This is a genomic window from Synechococcus sp. MEDNS5 (assembly GCF_014279875.1).
In the GTDB taxonomy this organism is placed as follows: Bacteria; Cyanobacteriota; Cyanobacteriia; order PCC-6307; family Cyanobiaceae; genus Synechococcus_C.
The window spans coordinates 2,248,343-2,265,466 of record NZ_CP047952.1; the positions used below are offsets into that span (position 1 = coordinate 2,248,343).

A 17,124-nucleotide genomic window follows, 5' to 3' on the forward strand; every position below is an offset into this window, starting at 1 on the left:
AAGGGTATCCGCTAGCGCCATGGGGCGCCGCTCCCCACCGCCTCACTGATATGGCGGAATCCATGGCGGTCCAGCTGCTGCAGCAGTCCCTCCAAAACCCGGGGCACCAGATCGGGGCCTTCATAAATCCAACCTGTATACAGCTGAATCAGGGACGCACCAGCCGTGATCCGCTCCCAGGCCACTTCCGGCGTGCTGATTCCGCCTACACCGACAAGGGGAAGCGCAGGTCCGGCGGTGGCGCGTAACCGCCGCAACACTTCCAAAGCCCGTCGACGCAAGGGATCGCCGCTGAGGCCCCCAGCCTCCTCCGCCAGGGTGCGCCCTGTCTGGGCGATCACACGCTGCTCCAGGCCAAGACGGTCCAGGCTGGTGTTCACGGCGATTACCCCCGCGAGGCCCTCCTCATAAGCAAGGCGAGCTAAACCATCGATGGCGTCATCCTCCAGATCGGGGGCGATCTTCACGAGCAGGGGCGGGCAGCCGGGCAAACGGCGCAGACGCTCCACCAGGCGCCGCAGTTGCGAAGCGTCCTGCAGGTCCCTCAGACCTGGAGTATTCGGAGAACTGACGTTGATCACGGCGTAATCCGCCTGGGGCGCCAGCAGCTCAAGCGACGAGGCATAGTCGTCGGCCGCCTGATCGAGGGGCGTGATTTTGGATTTACCGAAATTGATCCCCAGCACCGCCGGGCGCTGACCCCGAGCCGGCAGAGCTTGACGCAAAAGCGTGCGGCGCAGCACCTCCGCACCCCCATTGTTGAAGCCCATGCGATTCAAAGCGGCCCGCTCCTGGGCCAGCCGGAACAGCCGCGGTCGCGGATTGCCTGGTTGCCCATGCCAGGTGACGGTTCCCACTTCCGCAAAGCCAAACCCGAAGCGATCCCACACCCCGGCGGCGACACCGTTCTTGTCGAAGCCAGCCGCCAGGCCCACTGGATTGCTGAAGCGGCAGCCGAACAGCACCTGTTCCAGGCGCATGTCTTTGCGTTGAAGCTCCGCACCGATTCCCTCCAGCACTCCGGAGACTCCGGGCCATCGACGCCGAAGGCTGAGTTGAGCGAGAGCCTGCAAGGCCGCACGACTGAGCTGTTCGGCATCAACGCCCTCATCGTTGGCCAGCACGGGGCCCAGCCAGCGGCGATAGAAACCTGCGGTGGACAACGCCCCGGACGATGACGACTGGGCCATCTGGTTTCCTGCTTCTATCTCGATCCTGCCTCGGCACGCCGCAAGCGCCAGCGATCCCCGTCGATCGGTTCCACCATCCAGTCGCGCCAACGCCACGGCTGCTGGCGTTCAAGCACGTTGGAGAGCGGTTGTTCCACCAACTGAGCCAGCTCGACGGCCGTAAGAGTGAAACCACCGCTGGCCAAACGATCCGCCAGCTCCAGGCGTGTGAGCAACGTGCGAAGGGGCTCCGGTGCCGGATCCGAGGGTTGCGTTTGCACGGCACGACGCGGTGGTCCCCCCCCTTTTGAGTAGGCCACTGCGATGGCATCCACCCGGTCGTTGTCGGGATCACCGCTATGCCCTTTCACATACGTGAGCGGCACATCGGGCAGGCGTGCCGCATCCAGAGCCTGCCAAAGGTCCTGGTTGAGCACAGGCTTACCGGCGGCCGTCTTCCAGCCTTTGCGTTTCCATCCGGCCATCCAGGAGCCAAGCCCATCGATCAGGTATTTGCTGTCGGTCCGCAAGGTGAGATCGGGATGGCGCGGCAGCTCCGCCAAGCGCTCCAGCAGGGCGAGGGCTGCCTGCAGCTCCATGCGGTTGTTGGTTGTGGCCGGATCGGATCCACCGAACTCCTCCACACTTCCGTCTTCAAAGCGAATCAACGCGCCCCAGCCCCCAGGGCCTGGGTTGCCGCTGCAGGCTCCATCGGTGGCCGCCGCGACAACACGTCCCCTGCGATCGCCATCAGCCATTTGTCACCTCACCCTGTGTTCGGTACAACTCGGTTCTTGAGCACCCAGGAGGTCTGGGCCATGGGCCGAACCTACTTCCGCAGGACTGCCTTAGCGGCCACCGCCCTGGGGCTGGCCGGTCTGGGTGCAGGAGTTCCTGGCTTGAGCCGGGCTTTGTTCGACAGTCGGCCTCTGCAACAGGAACGCTTTGCGATCCTAGCCCAGGCCGTGGGTGACAGCCGCTGGAAACTGCTGGTGCTGGAACAGATCAAGGCCCGTCCTTTGTGTTGGGAAGAGCGCAGGGACGGTCTGATGAAACCTTCTTTGAATGATTTCGACTTCAGCGGGATCTGCAGCCGCTATCTCGACAGCAATGGCTATTCCCTGCGCACGGGAGGCACGGATTCCGACAAACGCTTTCGCCTGAAGCTGGAGCAGAACCGCGATGCACTGATGCTGCAAGCCATGGATCCAGTGAGGGGAGACAGCACGGTTGTGGCACGAGCCACTCGGGTGCGGCGGGACAAGAATGCATTCGTGAAACTGACCCTGGAGCCAGGGTGGACTCTGGAGCGTCGGGCCTACCAGGGCCGCACGCTGAGCCATGTGTATTTCGCCAATTCCAAGCCGATGCCCACGCTCATGGCCTCGAGTCGGGGCAGCAACCGCCAGAGCCGCAGCTTCTCAGCGAATCTGCCCAGCGCTCCAGGACTGCCTCAGGCAGGAGGCAGGGGCCAGGGAAGGCGGGGACCGATCCGACTGGAAGTGATTCCCTACCGTCCCTGACGCGGGGACAGTTGAGGGAGCGACCTCCGCGAGCAAGACACAGCTGGGATCACTTCTTAAGTTGCATTCGTGTGAGGAGTGCTAAGCGCCTCTTCAGGGTCGAAACAAGGACAGACTCCTGCAATGCGTTTCACTTCTGAGCTCTGCCTTTGGCAGGGCTTTTTTTTGCGACAACAAAAAACCGACCCTCGGGTCGGTTGAATGCAATGAAATGGAAGGAAGGAAGGGTCGACATCCCGGAGGAGGCCAACCCGAGAGGGTCACTTGAGGGTGACCTTTCCGCCCACTTCTTCGATGGCCTTCTTAAGGGCTTCGGCTTCGTCCTTGGACACGCCTTCCTTGATGGCCTTGGGTGCAGCCTCGACCATGGCCTTGGCATCACCAAGACCCAGGCCAGTGGCCTCACGCACAGCCTTGAGGACTTTGATCTTGGCTGAAGCTTCAAAGCTCTCCAGCACAACATCAAATTCGGTTTTCTCTTCAGCAACCTCGCCACCGCCAGCGCCAGCAGCGCCAGGAGCGGCCATCACCACACCAGCAGATGCGGCAGCGGACACACCGAAAGCCTCCTCGATCTGCTTGACAAGCTCGGAAGCCTCAAGCAGCGAAAGAGTTTTCAGTGATTCGAGAATTTCGTCGGTTTTTGTAGACATGGTTGGGAATCAGCAACAGATCAGAGAAACAGTCGAGTCGAAGACGATCAGCCTTCGCCGGATTCGGCGTGCTGCTTGAGCGCTCGAGCAAGGCCGGAGGGAACCTCGTTGATACCGACTGCAACCTTGGTGGCAACGGCATTGATGGCACCGGCGATCTGTGCCATGAGCGCTTCCTTGGAGGGAAGATCACCAATGGCCTTGATCTCGTCCTGAGACAGAAGCTGGCCTTCGAAAAGACCGCCCTTGGTTTCAGACTTTTTGGTGTCCTTCTGGAAAGCCTGAACGGCTTTCACTGCACCACCCACATCCCCTTTGACAAGGATGAAAGCGTTGGTGCCGGTGAGAAGGGAATCAAGGTTTGACCAAGCACTGTCACCATCAATGGCGCGACGCATCAAGGTGTTTTTGGTCACCTTGCACACACCGTTGGCTGCCTGCAGACGGGTCCGCAGATCAGACATTTCCTTGATGGAGAGACCCTGGTAATCCAGGACCAGTGCCATTTCGGCCTCACCGAGGAGCTGCTTGAGCTCTTCGACGATCTGTTGCTTGCTCTCCAGAGTGCGGCCCATAGGAATTGGATCGGATCGGGGGAACAAGCTGGACACGCGGCCGATCAGTGCTCCCCAGAGGAGAGACGAGGCCGCGTATCGATCCAATCCCTAAGGGAGCGAAATCGTCGCGTTTGCCTCGGCAGGACTTATGCGATCGGGCCGGTTCGGGAGAACTGGCTGATGCAACCTGCTGTCTCAGGCCGGGCACGTGCCCGTGGACTGGCTTTCGCCAGTTCATCAAATTACATCACAGAGTGATCAGCCGTCCTTGTTAATGTCCTGCAGCGCAGAGATGTCAACTTCCACAGACGGGCCCATGGTGGACGTCACGTAAAGGCTCTTCCAATAACGCCCCTTTGCGCCGCTGGGCTTGTTGCGGTCGATGGTCTCCTGGAGCGTTTTGAGATTGTCCAGAAGATTGCCTTCTGAGAAGCTGGCCTTGCCGAAACGCACATGCACGATTCCCGTGCGGTCAGCACGGAATTCCAGCTTGCCTGCCTTGAATTCGTTGATGGCGGCCGCCAGATCCGTTGTCACCGTTCCCGCCTTGGGGTTCGGCATCAAACCACGGGGACCAAGCACCCGACCCAACTTGGCAACCTTGGGCATCATGTCGGGGGTGGCGATCAGCAGGTCGAAATCCATTTCTCCCTTGCTGATGGTTTCCACCAGATCCTCATCACCAGCGAGTTCAGCGCCGGCCGCCTTGGCCTCAGCAACCTTTTCACCGCGGGTGATGACAGCAATCCGCACCGTCTGACCGGTGCCATGGGGCAGTGCAACCGTGGTGCGCAGCTGCTGGTCGGTGTATTTGGGGTCAATGCCAAGACGGGCGTGGGCTTCCACGGTCTCGTCAAACTTGGCAGTGGCGTTCTCCTTGACCAGCTGAATGGCTTCAAGGGGTTCATAGGCCCGTTCCTCGATCTTGTTGACGAGGCTGGCCAGGCGTTTGGATGTTTTAGGCATGGCAGGAATGGGGTGCAGGCGACCGCAGGGTCTCCCCCGAAAAAGGACAGTTGAAGCTGTGAGAACTGGCGCTTGAGGCGTCAGTCGGTGATGGCGACGCCCATGTTGCGAGCGGTGCCTTCGATGATGCGCATGGCTGACTCAACGCTGGTGCAATTGAGATCGGGCAGCTTGGTCTTGGCGATCTCCTCAAGCTGAGAGCGCTTGATGGAGCCAACACTTCCCTTGGCGGACTCGCCGGACCCTTTCTCGATTCCGGCGGCTTTGGTGATCAGCACCGACGCTGGAGGCGTCTTGGTGATGAAGGTGAAGCTGCGGTCTTCGAAGACCGAGATCTCCACCGGGATCACAAAACCGGCCTTGTCCTGGGTACGGGCGTTGTACTCCTTGCAGAACGCCATGATGTTGACCCCATGCTGACCGAGGGCAGGGCCCACGGGCGGTGCGGGGTTGGCTTTGCCGGCCTGAAGGGCCAGCTTGATGACTGCTGTGACTTTCTTGGCCATCGGCGGACGGAGTTGTACATCTGCGGATCACCTGACCCTCGGGGCAGGTGCGGCGGAGCGGGAACCACTCCTGAGGCCGCCCTCCGCAGGGAGACGGCCGCCACAACACTTCAGTTTTGCTTGCTCACCTGGGAGAACTCGAGCTCCACAGGCGTTTCCCGGCCGAAGATTGAGAGAAGGGCCTTGAGCTTGCTGCGCTCGCCCGATACTTCAATCACTTCGCCCTGGAAGTCCTTGAACGGCCCAGCCGTCACCAGGATCTGATCACCCTCGGTGAGATCAACCTTGACGACGGTCTTCTTCTCCGCAGCCCGCTTGAAGATGCGATCAACCTCGGAGCGGCTCAGGGGTCGAGGCTTGATGTGACCGCGAGCTTTGCCTGTGGCGCGGCGATCCTCCGCTCCCACGAAGTTGATGACGTTCGGGGTGCTGCGCACAGCCATCATCGTGTCTTCGTCGAGCACCATTCGCACAAGAACATATCCAGGGAAGACCTTCTCCTCCGTGGACTGCCGGCTGCCGTCTTTCTTGATCTTCACGGCAGGGGTTTCCGGAATCTCGATTTCGAGAATTCTGTTGCTCACTCCAAGGGTGACCGCCCGTTGCTCGAGGGTGGCCTTCACCTTCTTTTCGCAGCTTGACGCCACTTGCACCGCATACCAGCGGGCGATACCCGTTCGAACTTCAGGGACTTCGAGCGTTCCTTCCTCGCCGTCATTCGGGGCCGGAAGATCCAGCACTTCGCTGGAATCCGACTGGCTGAGATCGAGATCAGACACGGGGCAGGATGAGAAGAACAGAGCATCGATGCGGATCGACGCCGTGGGGGACGAACCAGTCGGTCAACGGAACACCTGGGACGCAGCCCAGCCGTAAAAACGACTCAGTGCAGCAATGGCAGCGGCTGAGAGGCTCACCATCAGGATCACCGCAATCGACTCACTGAAGAGCTGCTGCCGGCTTGGCCAGACAACCAGCTTGAGCTCCTCGTAGGTCGCAGGGAAGAATCCACCTTTCTTTCCCGGCTGGTCAGAGCCGGTAGGAGCCGGTGACTTGGCTGCTGCAGTGTCCTCGGAGGTAGGCGTTGTCACGAATCGCTGGGCACGGAGTCATTGGGCCGGTGCTGACGCAGGCTCAGATGGCACGTGACAGCAAACAAAGATCCTACCGGACGCCTTTTGCGTTCATCCAGGTTCAAACCGGAAGGGATCAGCCGGTGAAGATCCGGCATGCACCCGCACGGTTTTGGCACCGTGGAAGCGATCTTCCAGCAATTCCGTCGCCAAGGGGTTCTCCAACCGACGGCGCAACACACGGCGCAGGGGCCTGGCGCCGTACTCAGGCTCGTAGCCCAGGCTCACGAGGGTGTCGATCACCGCGTCATCCACCTGAAGAGCCAGTCCTTGCTCCTGGAGAAGACTGGACAGATCCGCCAATTGCAAGCGCACAATCCGGCTCAGATCCTTCTGATCGAGCGGTCGAAACCGAATCACCTCATCGATGCGGTTGAGAAATTCAGGCCGAAAGTGACTGCTGAGCGCTTCATCCACCGCCACATCCAATGACGGGGATGCCTCCTGAGCCTCAGACTCCCCTCCCAGGCGTGCAGCCTCGAGGATGGCCCGACTGGCGAGATTGCTGGTCATCACGACCACCGTGTGACGGAAATCAACGGTCCGCCCCTGGGAATCACTGAGCCGGCCGTCGTCCAGCACCTGGAGCAACACATTGAACACATCCGGATGGGCCTTCTCCACCTCATCAAGCAGCAGGAGGGCATAAGGACGGCGACGCACGGCCTCCGTGAGCTGACCACCTTCCTCGTAGCCCACATAACCGGGAGGGGCACCGAGCAAGCGGGCCACGGCGTTGCGCTCCATGAACTCACTCATGTCGAGACGCACCATCGCCTCCTCTTCATCAAAGAGTTGACCCGACAGGGCCTTGGCCAGCTCGGTCTTGCCCACACCGGTCGGCCCCATGAAAAGGAAGGACCCCACCGGCCGGCGCGGATCCTTCATCCCGGCACGAGCCCTGCGGATTGCAGCCGCCACAGCCTGCACGGCCTCCGGCTGGCCGATCACCCGCTCTTGCAACCGTTGATCCAGCTCCAGCAGTTTCTGACGCTCGCCAGCCAGCAGCCGCTGGACCGGGATCCCGGTCCAGCGCGCCACCACGTCGGCGATATCCGCGGCCTCCACCTGTTCCCTCAGCAGCGCGGTTCCAGCAGCCTGGGCATCACTGAGAGACTGCTCGAGGTCATTGCGGCGCTGCTGGAGTCGATGCAGCTGGTCGTATTGCAGGCGAGCAGCCTCCTCGAGATCGCCCTGGCGTTCAGCGTCGGCGATGGCGTGGCGCAGATCCTCATCCTCCTGCAGCAGCTGACGTAGCTCCTCCAACTGCCCCCGTTCGGCCTGCCACCGGTCCCGCAAACGCGACAAATGCGTTGTGGCCTCCAGCCGTTGACGCTGCAGTTGAACACGTTCCGCCTCGGGAGCCTGTTCGGCAGCAAGCACCGACAACTCCACCCGGCGCAGCGCCATCTCGGCGTCCTCCACCACCTGGGGCTTGGAGGTCACATCCATCTTGAGCTGAGCGGCCGCCTCATCGATCAGATCGATTGCCTTGTCGGGCAGGCAGCGGTCGCTGATGTAGCGGTCTGCCAGACGAGCAGCGGCGGTCACCGCAGCATCCGTGATCGTGACGCCGTGGTGCAGCTCATAGCGCTCCTTCACCCCTCGGAGGATCTCGATGCTGTGATCAATGGAGGGCTCCGCAATGGGCACCTGCTGAAAACGCCTGTTCAGTGCAGGATCTTTCTCAACAGTGCGCCTGTAATCCTCGGGTGTCGTGGCGGCGATGCAGCGCAGATCACCCCGCGCCAGCGCAGGCTTGAGAAGGCTGCCGGCATCGGCACTGCTGCGATCACTGTTCACCACCGTGTGCAGTTCATCGATGAACAGCACCACACCTGCTTCCGGATCACTCACCTCCTGCAACACCTCGCGCAGGCGCTCCTCGAATTGTCCACGGAACTTGGCACCGGCGATCAGCGCCCCGGCATCCAGAGCCACAAGCCGCAGGCCCTGAAGTGATTCAGGCACTTCACCGGCCACCATGCGCTGGGCCAACAGTTCAGCAATCGCCGTTTTTCCCACACCCGGAGCACCGATCAGCACGGGGTTGTTCTTACCGCGGCGGGAGAGCACCTTGATCAAGCTGCGGATCTCGGCATCACGACCCACCACTGGATCCAGCTGGCCGTCAGCGGCTTCCGCAGTGAGATCCCGCCCAAATCGCTCCAGGGCTGTTGCTTCCGCGGCAGGAACCGGTTCAGGCATGGCTTCGGCCGTCTGGGCCGGCGCTGGCGCAGGCGGCGATGCAGGGGTGGAGGGAACCTGGACTGAAGGCACCTGTGAAGGGGATTGGATCGTCGTTCCAGGGCCAGGGTCCGGAGCCCTGCGCAGCTCAGCCTCCAGACGATCCGGCGTCAGTCCGAAACGGGAGAGAAGATCTTCTCCAATCCGCGGATCACGACCGATCGCAATCATCAAGTGAGACAGATCAATCAGGCGAGAGCCCCAAAGCCCCCGCACACGATCCGCCGACTCCAGCAAGCGTTCGAGATCTTCGCCAATGAAGAGATCCTGGCCCCTGACGGTGGGTTGCTCAACAAGAAACGATTCGAGCTGATCAAGGAGACGGTCGCGGGGGAGAGAGAGCACAGCCACCTCCGCCTGATAACGAGGATCGGCGAACAACACCTGGAGCAGATGCTCCACATCGAGATCTCCATGGCGCCAACGCCTCGCCACATCCTGGGAACTGAGCAACAGATCCCAGGCCTGATCGCTGAAACGCTCAGGTTCGGCAGTGAGGCTGGCTGGAGGCTGGGAACTCCCTTCGTATACAGACGTCATCAAGGGGTGGCTCAGGCAGACGGGGAACGGGACGCCAGTTCAATCAGCTCAATCTTGTATCCATCCGGATCTTCCACGAAGGCGATCACGGTGCTGCCATGTTTCATCGGGCCGGGTTCACGAACAACCCGACCCCCCTGGCCAGCAATCCCTGCGCAGGTTGCCTGGATGTCGTCCACGCCCAGGGCGATGTGTCCATAGCCACTTCCGAGGTCGTACTCAGCTGTATCCCAATTGTGGGTGAGCTCAAGAACGCTGGAGTCCGACTCATCCCCGTAACCCACGAAGGCGAGGGTGAAGCGTCCGCCTGGGTAGTCCTTGCGCCGCAGCAAGCGCATGCCCAGAACGTCGGTGTAGAAGGCCAGAGAACGCTCGAGATCGCCCACCCGGAGCATGGTGTGCAGCATGCGCATCGACAGGTTCAGCAGCTCCTCCCCAGCATGGTGCATTCCCTTGGCTGGCGGAAGCGCGTGCAGGGACGCTTGATTTTCGTGCCGGAGGGCACAGTTGCAGTGAGCAGGGCGACCCATAGGATCCCCCAGTCTTCGATTCACCGCACGTGTTCGATTCTCTCGACCTCGTCATCGATACCATCGTGGCCCGTGAGGTGCTCGACTCCCGCGGAAATCCAACCGTGGAGGCCGAAGTGCTCCTCGAGGGTGGTGCCAGCGGCCGGGCGATCGTGCCCAGCGGCGCCAGCACAGGGGCCCACGAAGCCCATGAACTGCGCGATGGCGGCGATCGCTACATGGGCAAGGGCGTCATCCAGGCCGTGAACCACATTGAAGAGCGCATCGCTCCCGCTCTCTGCGGGCTTTCAGCACTGGACCAGGCCGCCGTGGATGCCGCCATGCTGGAACTTGATGGCAGTGACAACAAGTCGTCCCTGGGTGCCAACGCCATCCTGGCGGTGAGCATGGCCAATGCCCGCGCTGCGGCCAACGGTCTTGGATTGCCCCTTTACCGCTACCTGGGCGGCCCGATGGCCACCCTGCTACCCGTTCCCCTGATGAATGTGATCAACGGGGGCGCTCACGCAGCCAACAGCCTGGACTTCCAGGAATTCATGCTGGTTCCCCACGGTGCCCCGAGTTTCCGGGAAGCCCTGCGCATGGGAACCGAGGTGTTCCATACCCTCAAGGGTCTGCTTAAGGACAAGGGCATGAGCACTTCGGTGGGGGATGAGGGCGGCTTTGCCCCCGACCTGGGCAACGTGGAAGCCGGTGAAATCCTGGTGGAAGCCATCGAGAAAGCCGGTTACAAACCTGGAGAGCAAATCTCCCTGGCTCTGGATGTGGCCAGCACCGAGTTCTTCGCCGATGGCCGCTACGCCTTTGATGGCGGCAGCTTCAACAGCGAGGAAATGGTGGGCCAGCTCGAGCAACTTGTTGAGCGGTTCCCGATCGTGTCGATCGAAGATGGCCTTGCTGAAGACGACTGGGAGGGCTGGAAGCTGCTCACCGAGCGCCTCGGCGCCAAGGTGCAGCTGGTGGGTGACGATCTGTTCGTGACCAACACCAAACGGCTGCAACAGGGCATCGACAGCAGCACCGCCAATTCGATCCTGATCAAGGTGAATCAGATCGGATCACTCACCGAAACCCTGCAAGCGATCGATCTGGCCGGCCGCTCGGGTTACACGAGTGTGATCAGTCACCGCAGTGGTGAAACGGAAGACACCACCATCGCAGATCTGTCTGTTGCCACCCGCGCCGGTCAGATCAAGACAGGATCCCTCAGCCGCAGCGAGCGCGTGGCGAAGTACAACCAGCTGCTGCGCATCGAAGACGAACTGGGCAGCCAGGCCGTTTATGCCGGTGCCGTTGGTCAGGGGCCTCGCGGAAACGGCTGATCAAACCACAGACTCCCACAGAAAATGGGCCTTCCTCCCTGGCCATGGGGGCAGGCCATTGGCTGAAAAACAGCTCTTTGATCCCCAGCGAATAGCGCTGATCAACCAGCAACTACGGGCCCAGGCCACTGCCACAGGCCTGCAGCCTGGTCACCAAGCTCTGCTAAGAATTCAGGCTGACGGTGCCCACCTGCAGGCTGATCGCTTCAATCAGGAGCTGTTTGCCTTACTGACCGACCCAGCCTTGGTGGCGGCTGTGAAAGACGTGAGCGGCCTTGACGCCGTGCAGCAGCTTCTGGAACAGCATGGAGCTCCGATGCAAGCTCTTCCAGCCATGCAGCCAGAGGATGTGGACATTCATAAGGGACAGGTTTGGCACTACGGACCTGCCAATGCCACGCCCCACTGGCGGCGCGCCCTCAGCGTGGCCTACGTGGCGGATGGCACCCGTCTTTGCAGCCATCCGCCTGGGTTTTCGGGAGCGGCTGGTGCCACTGTGCGAGCCACAACCCTACGCACCCTGTTTGGCTCTGACGCTGAAGGGAAAACCGTGCGGGGTTCCCGGCATCCACGGCACTAAGGCATGGCTTTTCCCGACTTCGCTGCTGCGGCCGAGACTGATCGAGAGCGGGGCGGCCATGTGTTCGTGCAATGCCTCCCGAAAATGGGGTCGACGGCCCTCAGTTGCAGTCTCAGTCATGCTGAGCATGAAGTGAACATGGACGGGGCTCCGCTGTTAATGCAGCACCGGGCTCAACCCGACTTTGATGCCCTGCGCTGGAGCTGGCTCAGTGAACGCCGTCAGGCCCTGGGCACCGCCATTGATGTGTGCACCAGCCTGTTCCTGCTCACTGCAGAGCTGTCGGATGCACAGCTGCAGCAGTGGGGGCACCATCGCCTGCTGCTCAACCGATCCCTGCGGCCGTGGTTACGCAGCATCAGCCACTGGAGCTTCCAACACTCCGACCATCCTCTGCGTGAGACGTGGCATCAGGCCTACCGCCACTTCGTGGATCAGCGCGACACGGACCTCGCCGCCACGATGCCTTCTGTGCTGGACGACCTCAGCAGTGCGGTGCGTTTCTGGATGCCGGTATGGCTGCTGTATCAGCAATGGCTCGACACTCACGCACCGGAATGGAGAAGTAGCCAGCGCTGCCTGGTCACGGACGCCAACACCGTGATGCCCACCCGTGCCAACAGCAGCCACTTTTCCGACGCATTCAAGCGCCGCTTTGATCAACTGATCCCGGCCATGCCCAGCCTGACGCTTTCAGCCGAACGCCACAAAAGCTTCCAGCAGGACCTACGCCACAAACTTCTAGCAATGCGGGACTCAACGACCTGAACCCGACAACCCCTCAATGCGGGCATCCTTGCGCAACTTCACCTGCAGTTTCAGCCAACCCATCCCAACAGGAACAGCTGCACCCAAAGGCAACAGCGCCCACAGCGGCCGAGCGCTCGCACCCATCAATGCCGCGGCCACGGCCAACCCCCCGAGCAGAACCGACTGACCGATGGAGTGTTGAGCCGTCACCATGCGACGGAACTGTCTGTCGGACTCGCCCATGCGGATCTGCAGTTGCAGATCGCCCTGCTCCAGACGCTCAAGGCTCTCATCCAGGCGCCGGGGGATCCCCACAGCACGGGAACTCAATGCCCCCACCTGTCGACCGAGCTCGTTGAAGAGGTCATTGGAACCGGATCCACTGGATGTCATGAGAGGCAGCAGATAGGGCTTGGCAATCCCTACAAGGCTAAAGCCAGGATCGAGGCTGCGGCCCACGCCCTCAAACGTGGAGAGTGCTCGCATCACGAAGATCATCTCCACCGGCAGCCGGAAGGGTTGGCCGTAAACCAGTTCGTAGAGATCACCCGACAACTTGTCGATCACGTTCGCGCTGAACGGAGGCGTGAGGGCATCACGGAGCATCAGACGCACCAGGCGGCGAACCGGTCCCACATCCACATCACCGGCGATGACTCCCGCCGCCTGCATCTCCTCCACAAGGGCGGCGGCATCCCTTGACGCCGCAGCGCGAACCATCGCTCCCAGCCGCCGACGCAGACGCTCGGACAGCTGCCCCATCATTCCGAAGTCGTAGTAAATCAGCGCCCCATCGGCCGCAACGGCGAGATTGCCGGGGTGGGGATCGGCGTGAAAAAAGCCGTAGCGCACCAGTTGCTGGAGATAGCTGGCCGCTCCAATCTCAGCAACCTCACCAGGATTGATTCCCGCCTGAATCAACGCCTGGCGATCGTTGATCTTGATCCCTGGTAGGTAATCAAGGCACAACACCCGACGGGAGCTCAGCTCCCAGATCACCCCAGGGACGCGGATGCGGGACTCATCGAGAAACTGCTGCCGGAACCGTGCCGCGTGCTGCGCTTCAAGGCGGAAATCCAACTCCCTGAGAAGAACACGCCGGCACTCCTGGGCAATTGCCACCCAATCACGACCTCGCCCCCATTGGGGGTGACGCTGCAGGACAGCCGCCACCTGCTGCATCACCTCCAGATCCAGGCGGAACACAGACTCCAAGCCGGGTCGCTGAATCTTGAGCACCACCTGACGGCCGCTGCGCAAGCTGGCACGGTGCACCTGGGCCAGGGAGGCCGCACCGAGCGGCTCCTCATCAAGATCGATGATCTCGGCGCAGCGGGCACCCAGTTCCTCTTCCAACAACGCCTGGGCCTGATCAAATGGGAAGGCCGGTACCTTGTCCTGAAGATCAGCCAGCTCGGCCACCCAACCCGCAGGAAGCACATCCGGGCGGGCGGATAGCAACTGTCCCAGCTTGATGAACGCAGAGCCCAGCTCCAGAAGTTCCTGAGTGAGCCAACGGGCCCGCTGCTGCTGGCGCTGTTCCCTGCGCTCCGAGGTAGGCCCACCGGCGTAGGTCCAGCCCTGCCCATCCCACCAGAGGAGCACAAGCAACACCACCACAGCTCGCCAGATGCGCAAGGCACGGAGGCCGCGACGCCAGGGCGCCATCAACGACACCAGGCGACTCAAGTGGGCTCCTCCAAGCGGTTGTCGAGGTCTGCGACCTGGGCCCTCAGGCGATCAATGCGGTCTTGCAAAGGCTCAGCAGATCCATCCTTTTGAGCCTGGGTGCCCTGGGGAGGGGGTGCAGCGTTCTCGTTCTGCAGCCGTTCGGCTTCAGCCTTCACCTCTTCCTGGAAGAGATCCCATTCCTGGCGGAGACGGTCAGGTACATCCTGAACAGCAACCGCGAGGCCTGCGGCTGCATCCGCCAATCCCTCTCCCACCCGTGCAACCAGACGATTCATGGCCGCGCGCAGCAAGGCATCAGGAGGTGTCATGGCTCTCTGCCGATGTGCAAACTGTGGCAGATCAAAACCCCATCCGGTGAGCAGTTCTAAGGACTGGGTGGTGCCGATGGGAAAGCAGGGAATTCCTGGACATCAACAGCCAACGGTTCCATGAATTCAGGTTCAGCGATGGGCTCTAGAGCCCCAGGGGAGTCCTGAGCAGGTCCATCGACAATCTCGTTGTTTTGTGGCTCGACAACCGGTTGAGGGTCAGGGGCAACAACGGTGTCATCGAACTGCCGGAGCTCGAGTTCGGCTGCAGGGAGCTCAACAGCAGGAGCAGTCAAAACGGGCTCAACCAGTGCGGCCTGCTGCTCAGCGTCACGACGTTCAGCCTCGGCAGCGATCGCCTCTGCCTGCTCCTTGGCCTGCTCGAGCTTGCGCTTTTCTGCTTCCACAGCTTCAAGCGCCGCCACATCACCCAGCAGCGCCTGGCTCTCCCCATGGCGACGCCTTAAACCCTCGAGCGTCTCACCGGGAAAAGCCTGCTGGCGGAACGTTTCCTGCTGGGGCTGCTTCCAGGCGGCCCGCATCAGCACCACGCGCTGGGTGATGCCGTAACCCAAAGCAAAGCAAGCTCCTGCCACCATGGGACCGACCCAGAACCGTGGGCGTTTGGGACGTTGCTGTTCAGATGCGGAGGGGGCCATCACTGGAACTCACAGAGTCAACATCACCCTGATGTTGGAGACCATCCTCGCCCCTGAATGCCAGGAGCGCATCCAAGGCGGCAATCAAGTTGTGTAATCGGCGTTGATGCGCACGTATTGATCCGATAGGTCACACCCCCAGGCCAGGCCTTGTCCTTTCCCGGAACCGACGACAAGACGAATTTGCACCGAGTCGTCCACGAGGTAGCGGCCATAGGCCCTCTCACTGAGATAAGCCGAAGCAGCTGAACGATCAAACACGAGAGGCTGACCCGCTGCCATGAGCTGATGGGGCCCGATCCAGAGGGCGACGGCGTCGGCATCGAATGCCACTCCGGAACGACCGGCCGCTGCCACGATGCGGCCCCAGTTGGGGTCACGACCATGAACGGCCGTCTTCACCAGCGAGGAGCCGCAGATCGTGCGCGCGATCTGGAGTGCTCCGGCCTCAGTGGAGGCTCCCTCCACCTGAACCTCGATCAGACAGGTGGCCCCTTCCCCATCCCGGGCGATGGCCCGAGCGAGATGTTGTGCCACCAGAGTGAGTCCATCCTCAAGCTTGTCGTCACAGGAATCGGGCAGGGACTCACCGGCGGAGAAGGCCAGCACGGTGTCGTTGGTGCTGGTGTCGCCATCCACGGTGATGGCGTTGAAGGAGCGGTCCACCGCCCGCTGCACCATGGCTTTCCACTTCAGAGGGGGGACGGCCGCATCGCAACTGATGGTGCCGAGCATGGTGGCCATGTCGGGGTGGATCATTCCAGAACCTTTGGCCATGCCACCGATGCGCACAGTGCGGCCAGTGAGTTCGGCCTCAAAGGCGATCTGCTTCTCCACCAGATCCGTGGTGAGGATCGCTTCAGCAGCGGCGGCTCCCGCATCCGGGCTCAGCCCGTCCACTAACGGATCCAGGCCTGCCAACAGCACCTCCATCGGGATCGGCACACCGATCACCCCCGTGGAACAGATCAGCACCGCCTCCCCATCCACACCCAGGCGATCCGCCAGCGCCTGGGTAGCGCGCTGGCTGTCGATCAAACCGCGATCGCCAGTGCAGGCGTTGGCCTGGCCCGAATTGATCAGCACCGCCCGCGCCTGGCCGCCCCCGTCCCGCAGCCGCAAATCGCAGAGATCCACACAGGCGGCACGCACCACCGATCGGGTGAAAGCCCCTGCGCAGACCGCACCTTCGGGGGCCAGCACCAAGGCCAGATCAGGCTTGCCAGAAGCCTTCAGCCCAGCGGTGATCCCTGAAGCCTGAAATCCTTGCGGCGCGGTGATCCCCCCAGCAACCGGCAACCAGTCGGATGAAACTCTGCGAGCGGCGTCAACCACGGATGTACGCGAGACACTGAAGGCATCCTGCCGCCGCACCATGCCAAGCCAACGCCGGATCGGTCTCACCGGCGGCATCGCATCCGGCAAAAGCAGCGTGGGGCGCTGGTTGAGCAACCGTGGCCTCCCTGTTCTGGATGCCGATCGCTACGCCCATGACGCCCTCGCCCCTGGCAGTGCAGCCTGCCAAGCCGTCCTGGAGCGGTACGGACCCGCCGTTGCCGCCCATACGGCACAAACCGACAGGGTGGAGCTGAACCGACAGGCGCTGGCTGACATCGTGTTCACCGATGCGGTGGAACGGCAGTGGCTCGAACAGCTCGTCCACCCTGTGGTCCGGCAGGCCTTTAACACCGCCCTGCACGGGCTTGAGCAAACACCGATGGTGGTGCTGATGATTCCTCTGCTTTATGAGTCCGGCCTGGAGGGTCTGTGCTCAGAAGTGTGGGTTGTGCACTGCAGACGGGACCAACAACAGCAGCGGCTGATTCAGCGAAACGGGCTCTCGCCTCAGCAGGCCGATCAACGCATCGAGGCGCAATGGCCGCTGGCACGCAAATGCCAACTGGCGGATCAGGTGATCGACAACAGCGGCAAGCCGGATGCCTGGACAACAACCGTGGCCTCTCTGCTGGAACGAAGAAGCCCCTGAGG

At 61.8% G+C, this 17,124-nt stretch carries 20 protein-coding genes; 6 read left to right on the forward strand and 14 right to left on the reverse strand.

Going from position 1 to position 17,124, the window contains the following annotated elements; all coding sequences use genetic code 11:
• Window positions 1-11: 11 nt before the first annotated feature.
• Window positions 12-1,190 carry a quinone-dependent dihydroorotate dehydrogenase gene (locus SynMEDNS5_RS12100; RefSeq protein WP_186583590.1) on the reverse strand — a complete coding sequence of 393 codons (1,179 nt, stop codon included), beginning with the start codon at window positions 1,188-1,190 and terminating at the stop codon, window positions 12-14.
• Between the two features lie 14 nt (window positions 1,191-1,204).
• Window positions 1,205-1,927 (reverse strand): ribonuclease H, encoded by a 723-nt coding sequence (locus SynMEDNS5_RS12105; RefSeq protein ID WP_186583591.1) that lies wholly within the window; start codon window positions 1,925-1,927, stop codon window positions 1,205-1,207.
• A 60-nt stretch (window positions 1,928-1,987) separates the two neighbouring features.
• On the opposite strand from SynMEDNS5_RS12105, the gene SynMEDNS5_RS12110 reads away from it, so the two are divergent.
• Entirely contained in the window at window positions 1,988-2,692 is a 705-nt protein-coding gene (locus SynMEDNS5_RS12110; RefSeq protein ID WP_186583592.1) for a DUF3747 domain-containing protein, read from the forward strand.
• A gap of 260 nt (window positions 2,693-2,952) precedes the next feature.
• On the opposite strand, the gene rplL is transcribed toward SynMEDNS5_RS12110, so the two are convergent.
• From rplL to gloA, 8 genes are all read right to left on the reverse strand, one after another.
• Window positions 2,953-3,345: a 50S ribosomal protein L7/L12 gene (gene rplL / locus SynMEDNS5_RS12115; protein ID WP_186583593.1), complete on the reverse strand. Its 393-nt coding sequence runs from the start codon at window positions 3,343-3,345 to the stop codon at window positions 2,953-2,955.
• Between the two features lie 47 nt (window positions 3,346-3,392).
• Window positions 3,393-3,920, reverse strand: coding sequence for a 50S ribosomal protein L10 (gene rplJ, locus SynMEDNS5_RS12120; RefSeq protein WP_186586005.1), 528 nt, complete (start codon window positions 3,918-3,920; stop codon window positions 3,393-3,395).
• Between the two features lie 240 nt (window positions 3,921-4,160).
• Window positions 4,161-4,868, reverse strand: a complete 708-nt coding sequence (rplA, locus tag SynMEDNS5_RS12125) for a 50S ribosomal protein L1 (RefSeq protein ID WP_186583594.1) — start codon at window positions 4,866-4,868, stop codon at window positions 4,161-4,163.
• A gap of 80 nt (window positions 4,869-4,948) precedes the next feature.
• The gene (gene rplK, locus SynMEDNS5_RS12130) at window positions 4,949-5,374 is read right to left on the reverse strand and encodes a 50S ribosomal protein L11 (protein WP_186583595.1); all 426 of its coding nucleotides are present in this window, start codon (window positions 5,372-5,374) and stop codon (window positions 4,949-4,951) included.
• 110 nt (window positions 5,375-5,484) lie between these two features.
• The gene (gene nusG / locus SynMEDNS5_RS12135; protein WP_011934262.1) at window positions 5,485-6,153 is read right to left on the reverse strand and encodes a transcription termination/antitermination protein NusG; all 669 of its coding nucleotides are present in this window, start codon (window positions 6,151-6,153) and stop codon (window positions 5,485-5,487) included.
• Window positions 6,154-6,216: 63 nt separating this feature from the next.
• Window positions 6,217-6,465 carry a preprotein translocase subunit SecE gene (gene secE / locus SynMEDNS5_RS12140; RefSeq protein ID WP_186583596.1) on the reverse strand — a complete coding sequence of 83 codons (249 nt, stop codon included), beginning with the start codon at window positions 6,463-6,465 and terminating at the stop codon, window positions 6,217-6,219.
• 93 nt (window positions 6,466-6,558) lie between these two features.
• Entirely contained in the window at window positions 6,559-9,294 is a 2,736-nt protein-coding gene (locus SynMEDNS5_RS12145; RefSeq protein WP_186583597.1) for an ATP-dependent Clp protease ATP-binding subunit, read from the reverse strand.
• A gap of 11 nt (window positions 9,295-9,305) precedes the next feature.
• Window positions 9,306-9,707: a lactoylglutathione lyase gene (gene gloA / locus SynMEDNS5_RS12150; protein ID WP_186586006.1), complete on the reverse strand. Its 402-nt coding sequence runs from the start codon at window positions 9,705-9,707 to the stop codon at window positions 9,306-9,308.
• 146 nt (window positions 9,708-9,853) lie between these two features.
• On the opposite strand from gloA, the gene eno reads away from it, so the two are divergent.
• From eno to SynMEDNS5_RS12165, 3 genes are read left to right on the forward strand one after another with little or no spacing between them, the layout of a single operon-like run.
• Window positions 9,854-11,146 carry a phosphopyruvate hydratase gene (gene eno / locus SynMEDNS5_RS12155; RefSeq protein WP_186583598.1) on the forward strand — a complete coding sequence of 431 codons (1,293 nt, stop codon included), beginning with the start codon at window positions 9,854-9,856 and terminating at the stop codon, window positions 11,144-11,146.
• A 58-nt stretch (window positions 11,147-11,204) separates the two neighbouring features.
• Window positions 11,205-11,726, forward strand: coding sequence for a hypothetical protein (locus SynMEDNS5_RS12160; protein ID WP_255440169.1), 522 nt, complete (start codon window positions 11,205-11,207; stop codon window positions 11,724-11,726).
• 3 nt (window positions 11,727-11,729) lie between these two features.
• Window positions 11,730-12,494, forward strand: a complete 765-nt coding sequence (locus SynMEDNS5_RS12165) for a hypothetical protein (protein WP_186583599.1) — start codon at window positions 11,730-11,732, stop codon at window positions 12,492-12,494.
• Here SynMEDNS5_RS12165 and SynMEDNS5_RS12170 read toward each other — a convergent pair.
• From SynMEDNS5_RS12170 to SynMEDNS5_RS12180, 3 genes are read right to left on the reverse strand one after another with little or no spacing between them, the layout of a single operon-like run.
• Window positions 12,483-14,144: an AarF/ABC1/UbiB kinase family protein gene (locus SynMEDNS5_RS12170; protein WP_186583600.1), complete on the reverse strand. Its 1,662-nt coding sequence runs from the start codon at window positions 14,142-14,144 to the stop codon at window positions 12,483-12,485. The genes SynMEDNS5_RS12165 and SynMEDNS5_RS12170 overlap by 12 nt on opposite strands.
• A 17-nt stretch (window positions 14,145-14,161) precedes the next feature.
• Window positions 14,162-14,476, reverse strand: a complete 315-nt coding sequence (locus tag SynMEDNS5_RS12175) for a hypothetical protein (protein WP_186583601.1) — start codon at window positions 14,474-14,476, stop codon at window positions 14,162-14,164.
• Between the two features lie 56 nt (window positions 14,477-14,532).
• Entirely contained in the window at window positions 14,533-15,075 is a 543-nt protein-coding gene (locus tag SynMEDNS5_RS12180) for a hypothetical protein (RefSeq protein ID WP_255440171.1), read from the reverse strand.
• Between SynMEDNS5_RS12180 and SynMEDNS5_RS12185 the strand changes: the two genes are divergently transcribed.
• Entirely contained in the window at window positions 15,074-15,232 is a 159-nt protein-coding gene (locus SynMEDNS5_RS12185) for a hypothetical protein (RefSeq protein ID WP_186586035.1), read from the forward strand. The two genes, SynMEDNS5_RS12180 and SynMEDNS5_RS12185, sit on opposite strands and share 2 nt — an antisense overlap.
• On the opposite strand, the gene argJ is transcribed toward SynMEDNS5_RS12185, so the two are convergent.
• Entirely contained in the window at window positions 15,220-16,512 is a 1,293-nt protein-coding gene (gene argJ, locus SynMEDNS5_RS12190; RefSeq protein WP_186583603.1) for a bifunctional glutamate N-acetyltransferase/amino-acid acetyltransferase ArgJ, read from the reverse strand. The genes SynMEDNS5_RS12185 and argJ overlap by 13 nt on opposite strands.
• Between argJ and coaE the strand changes: the two genes are divergently transcribed.
• Complete coding sequence (gene coaE / locus SynMEDNS5_RS12195; RefSeq protein ID WP_186583604.1) at window positions 16,511-17,122, forward strand: dephospho-CoA kinase; 612 nt, start codon at window positions 16,511-16,513, stop codon at window positions 17,120-17,122. The genes argJ and coaE overlap by 2 nt on opposite strands.
• The last annotated feature ends 2 nt before the right edge of the window (window positions 17,123-17,124 follow it).

Coding starts and splice junctions, on each gene's coding strand:
- SynMEDNS5_RS12100 (WP_186583590.1), bottom strand. CDS start 1,190: ATGGCCCAGTCGTCATCGTCCGGGGCGTTGTCCACCGCAGGTTTCTAT.
- SynMEDNS5_RS12105 (WP_186583591.1), bottom strand. CDS start 1,927: ATGGCTGATGGCGATCGCAGGGGACGTGTTGTCGCGGCGGCCACCGAT.
- SynMEDNS5_RS12110 (WP_186583592.1), top strand. CDS start 1,988: ATGGGCCGAACCTACTTCCGCAGGACTGCCTTAGCGGCCACCGCCCTG.
- rplL (WP_186583593.1), bottom strand. CDS start 3,345: ATGTCTACAAAAACCGACGAAATTCTCGAATCACTGAAAACTCTTTCG.
- rplJ (WP_186586005.1), bottom strand. CDS start 3,920: ATGGGCCGCACTCTGGAGAGCAAGCAACAGATCGTCGAAGAGCTCAAG.
- rplA (WP_186583594.1), bottom strand. CDS start 4,868: ATGCCTAAAACATCCAAACGCCTGGCCAGCCTCGTCAACAAGATCGAG.
- rplK (WP_186583595.1), bottom strand. CDS start 5,374: ATGGCCAAGAAAGTCACAGCAGTCATCAAGCTGGCCCTTCAGGCCGGC.
- SynMEDNS5_RS12145 (WP_186583597.1), bottom strand. CDS start 9,294: ATGACGTCTGTATACGAAGGGAGTTCCCAGCCTCCAGCCAGCCTCACT.
- gloA (WP_186586006.1), bottom strand. CDS start 9,707: ATGCGCATGCTGCACACCATGCTCCGGGTGGGCGATCTCGAGCGTTCT.
- SynMEDNS5_RS12165 (WP_186583599.1), top strand. CDS start 11,730: ATGGCTTTTCCCGACTTCGCTGCTGCGGCCGAGACTGATCGAGAGCGG.
- SynMEDNS5_RS12170 (WP_186583600.1), bottom strand. CDS start 14,144: ATGGCGCCCTGGCGTCGCGGCCTCCGTGCCTTGCGCATCTGGCGAGCT.
- SynMEDNS5_RS12175 (WP_186583601.1), bottom strand. CDS start 14,476: ATGACACCTCCTGATGCCTTGCTGCGCGCGGCCATGAATCGTCTGGTT.
- SynMEDNS5_RS12185 (WP_186586035.1), top strand. CDS start 15,074: ATGGGACCGACCCAGAACCGTGGGCGTTTGGGACGTTGCTGTTCAGAT.
- SynMEDNS5_RS12180 (WP_255440171.1), bottom strand. CDS start 15,075: ATGGTGGCAGGAGCTTGCTTTGCTTTGGGTTACGGCATCACCCAGCGC.
- coaE (WP_186583604.1), top strand. CDS start 16,511: ATGCCAAGCCAACGCCGGATCGGTCTCACCGGCGGCATCGCATCCGGC.
- argJ (WP_186583603.1), bottom strand. CDS start 16,512: ATGGTGCGGCGGCAGGATGCCTTCAGTGTCTCGCGTACATCCGTGGTT.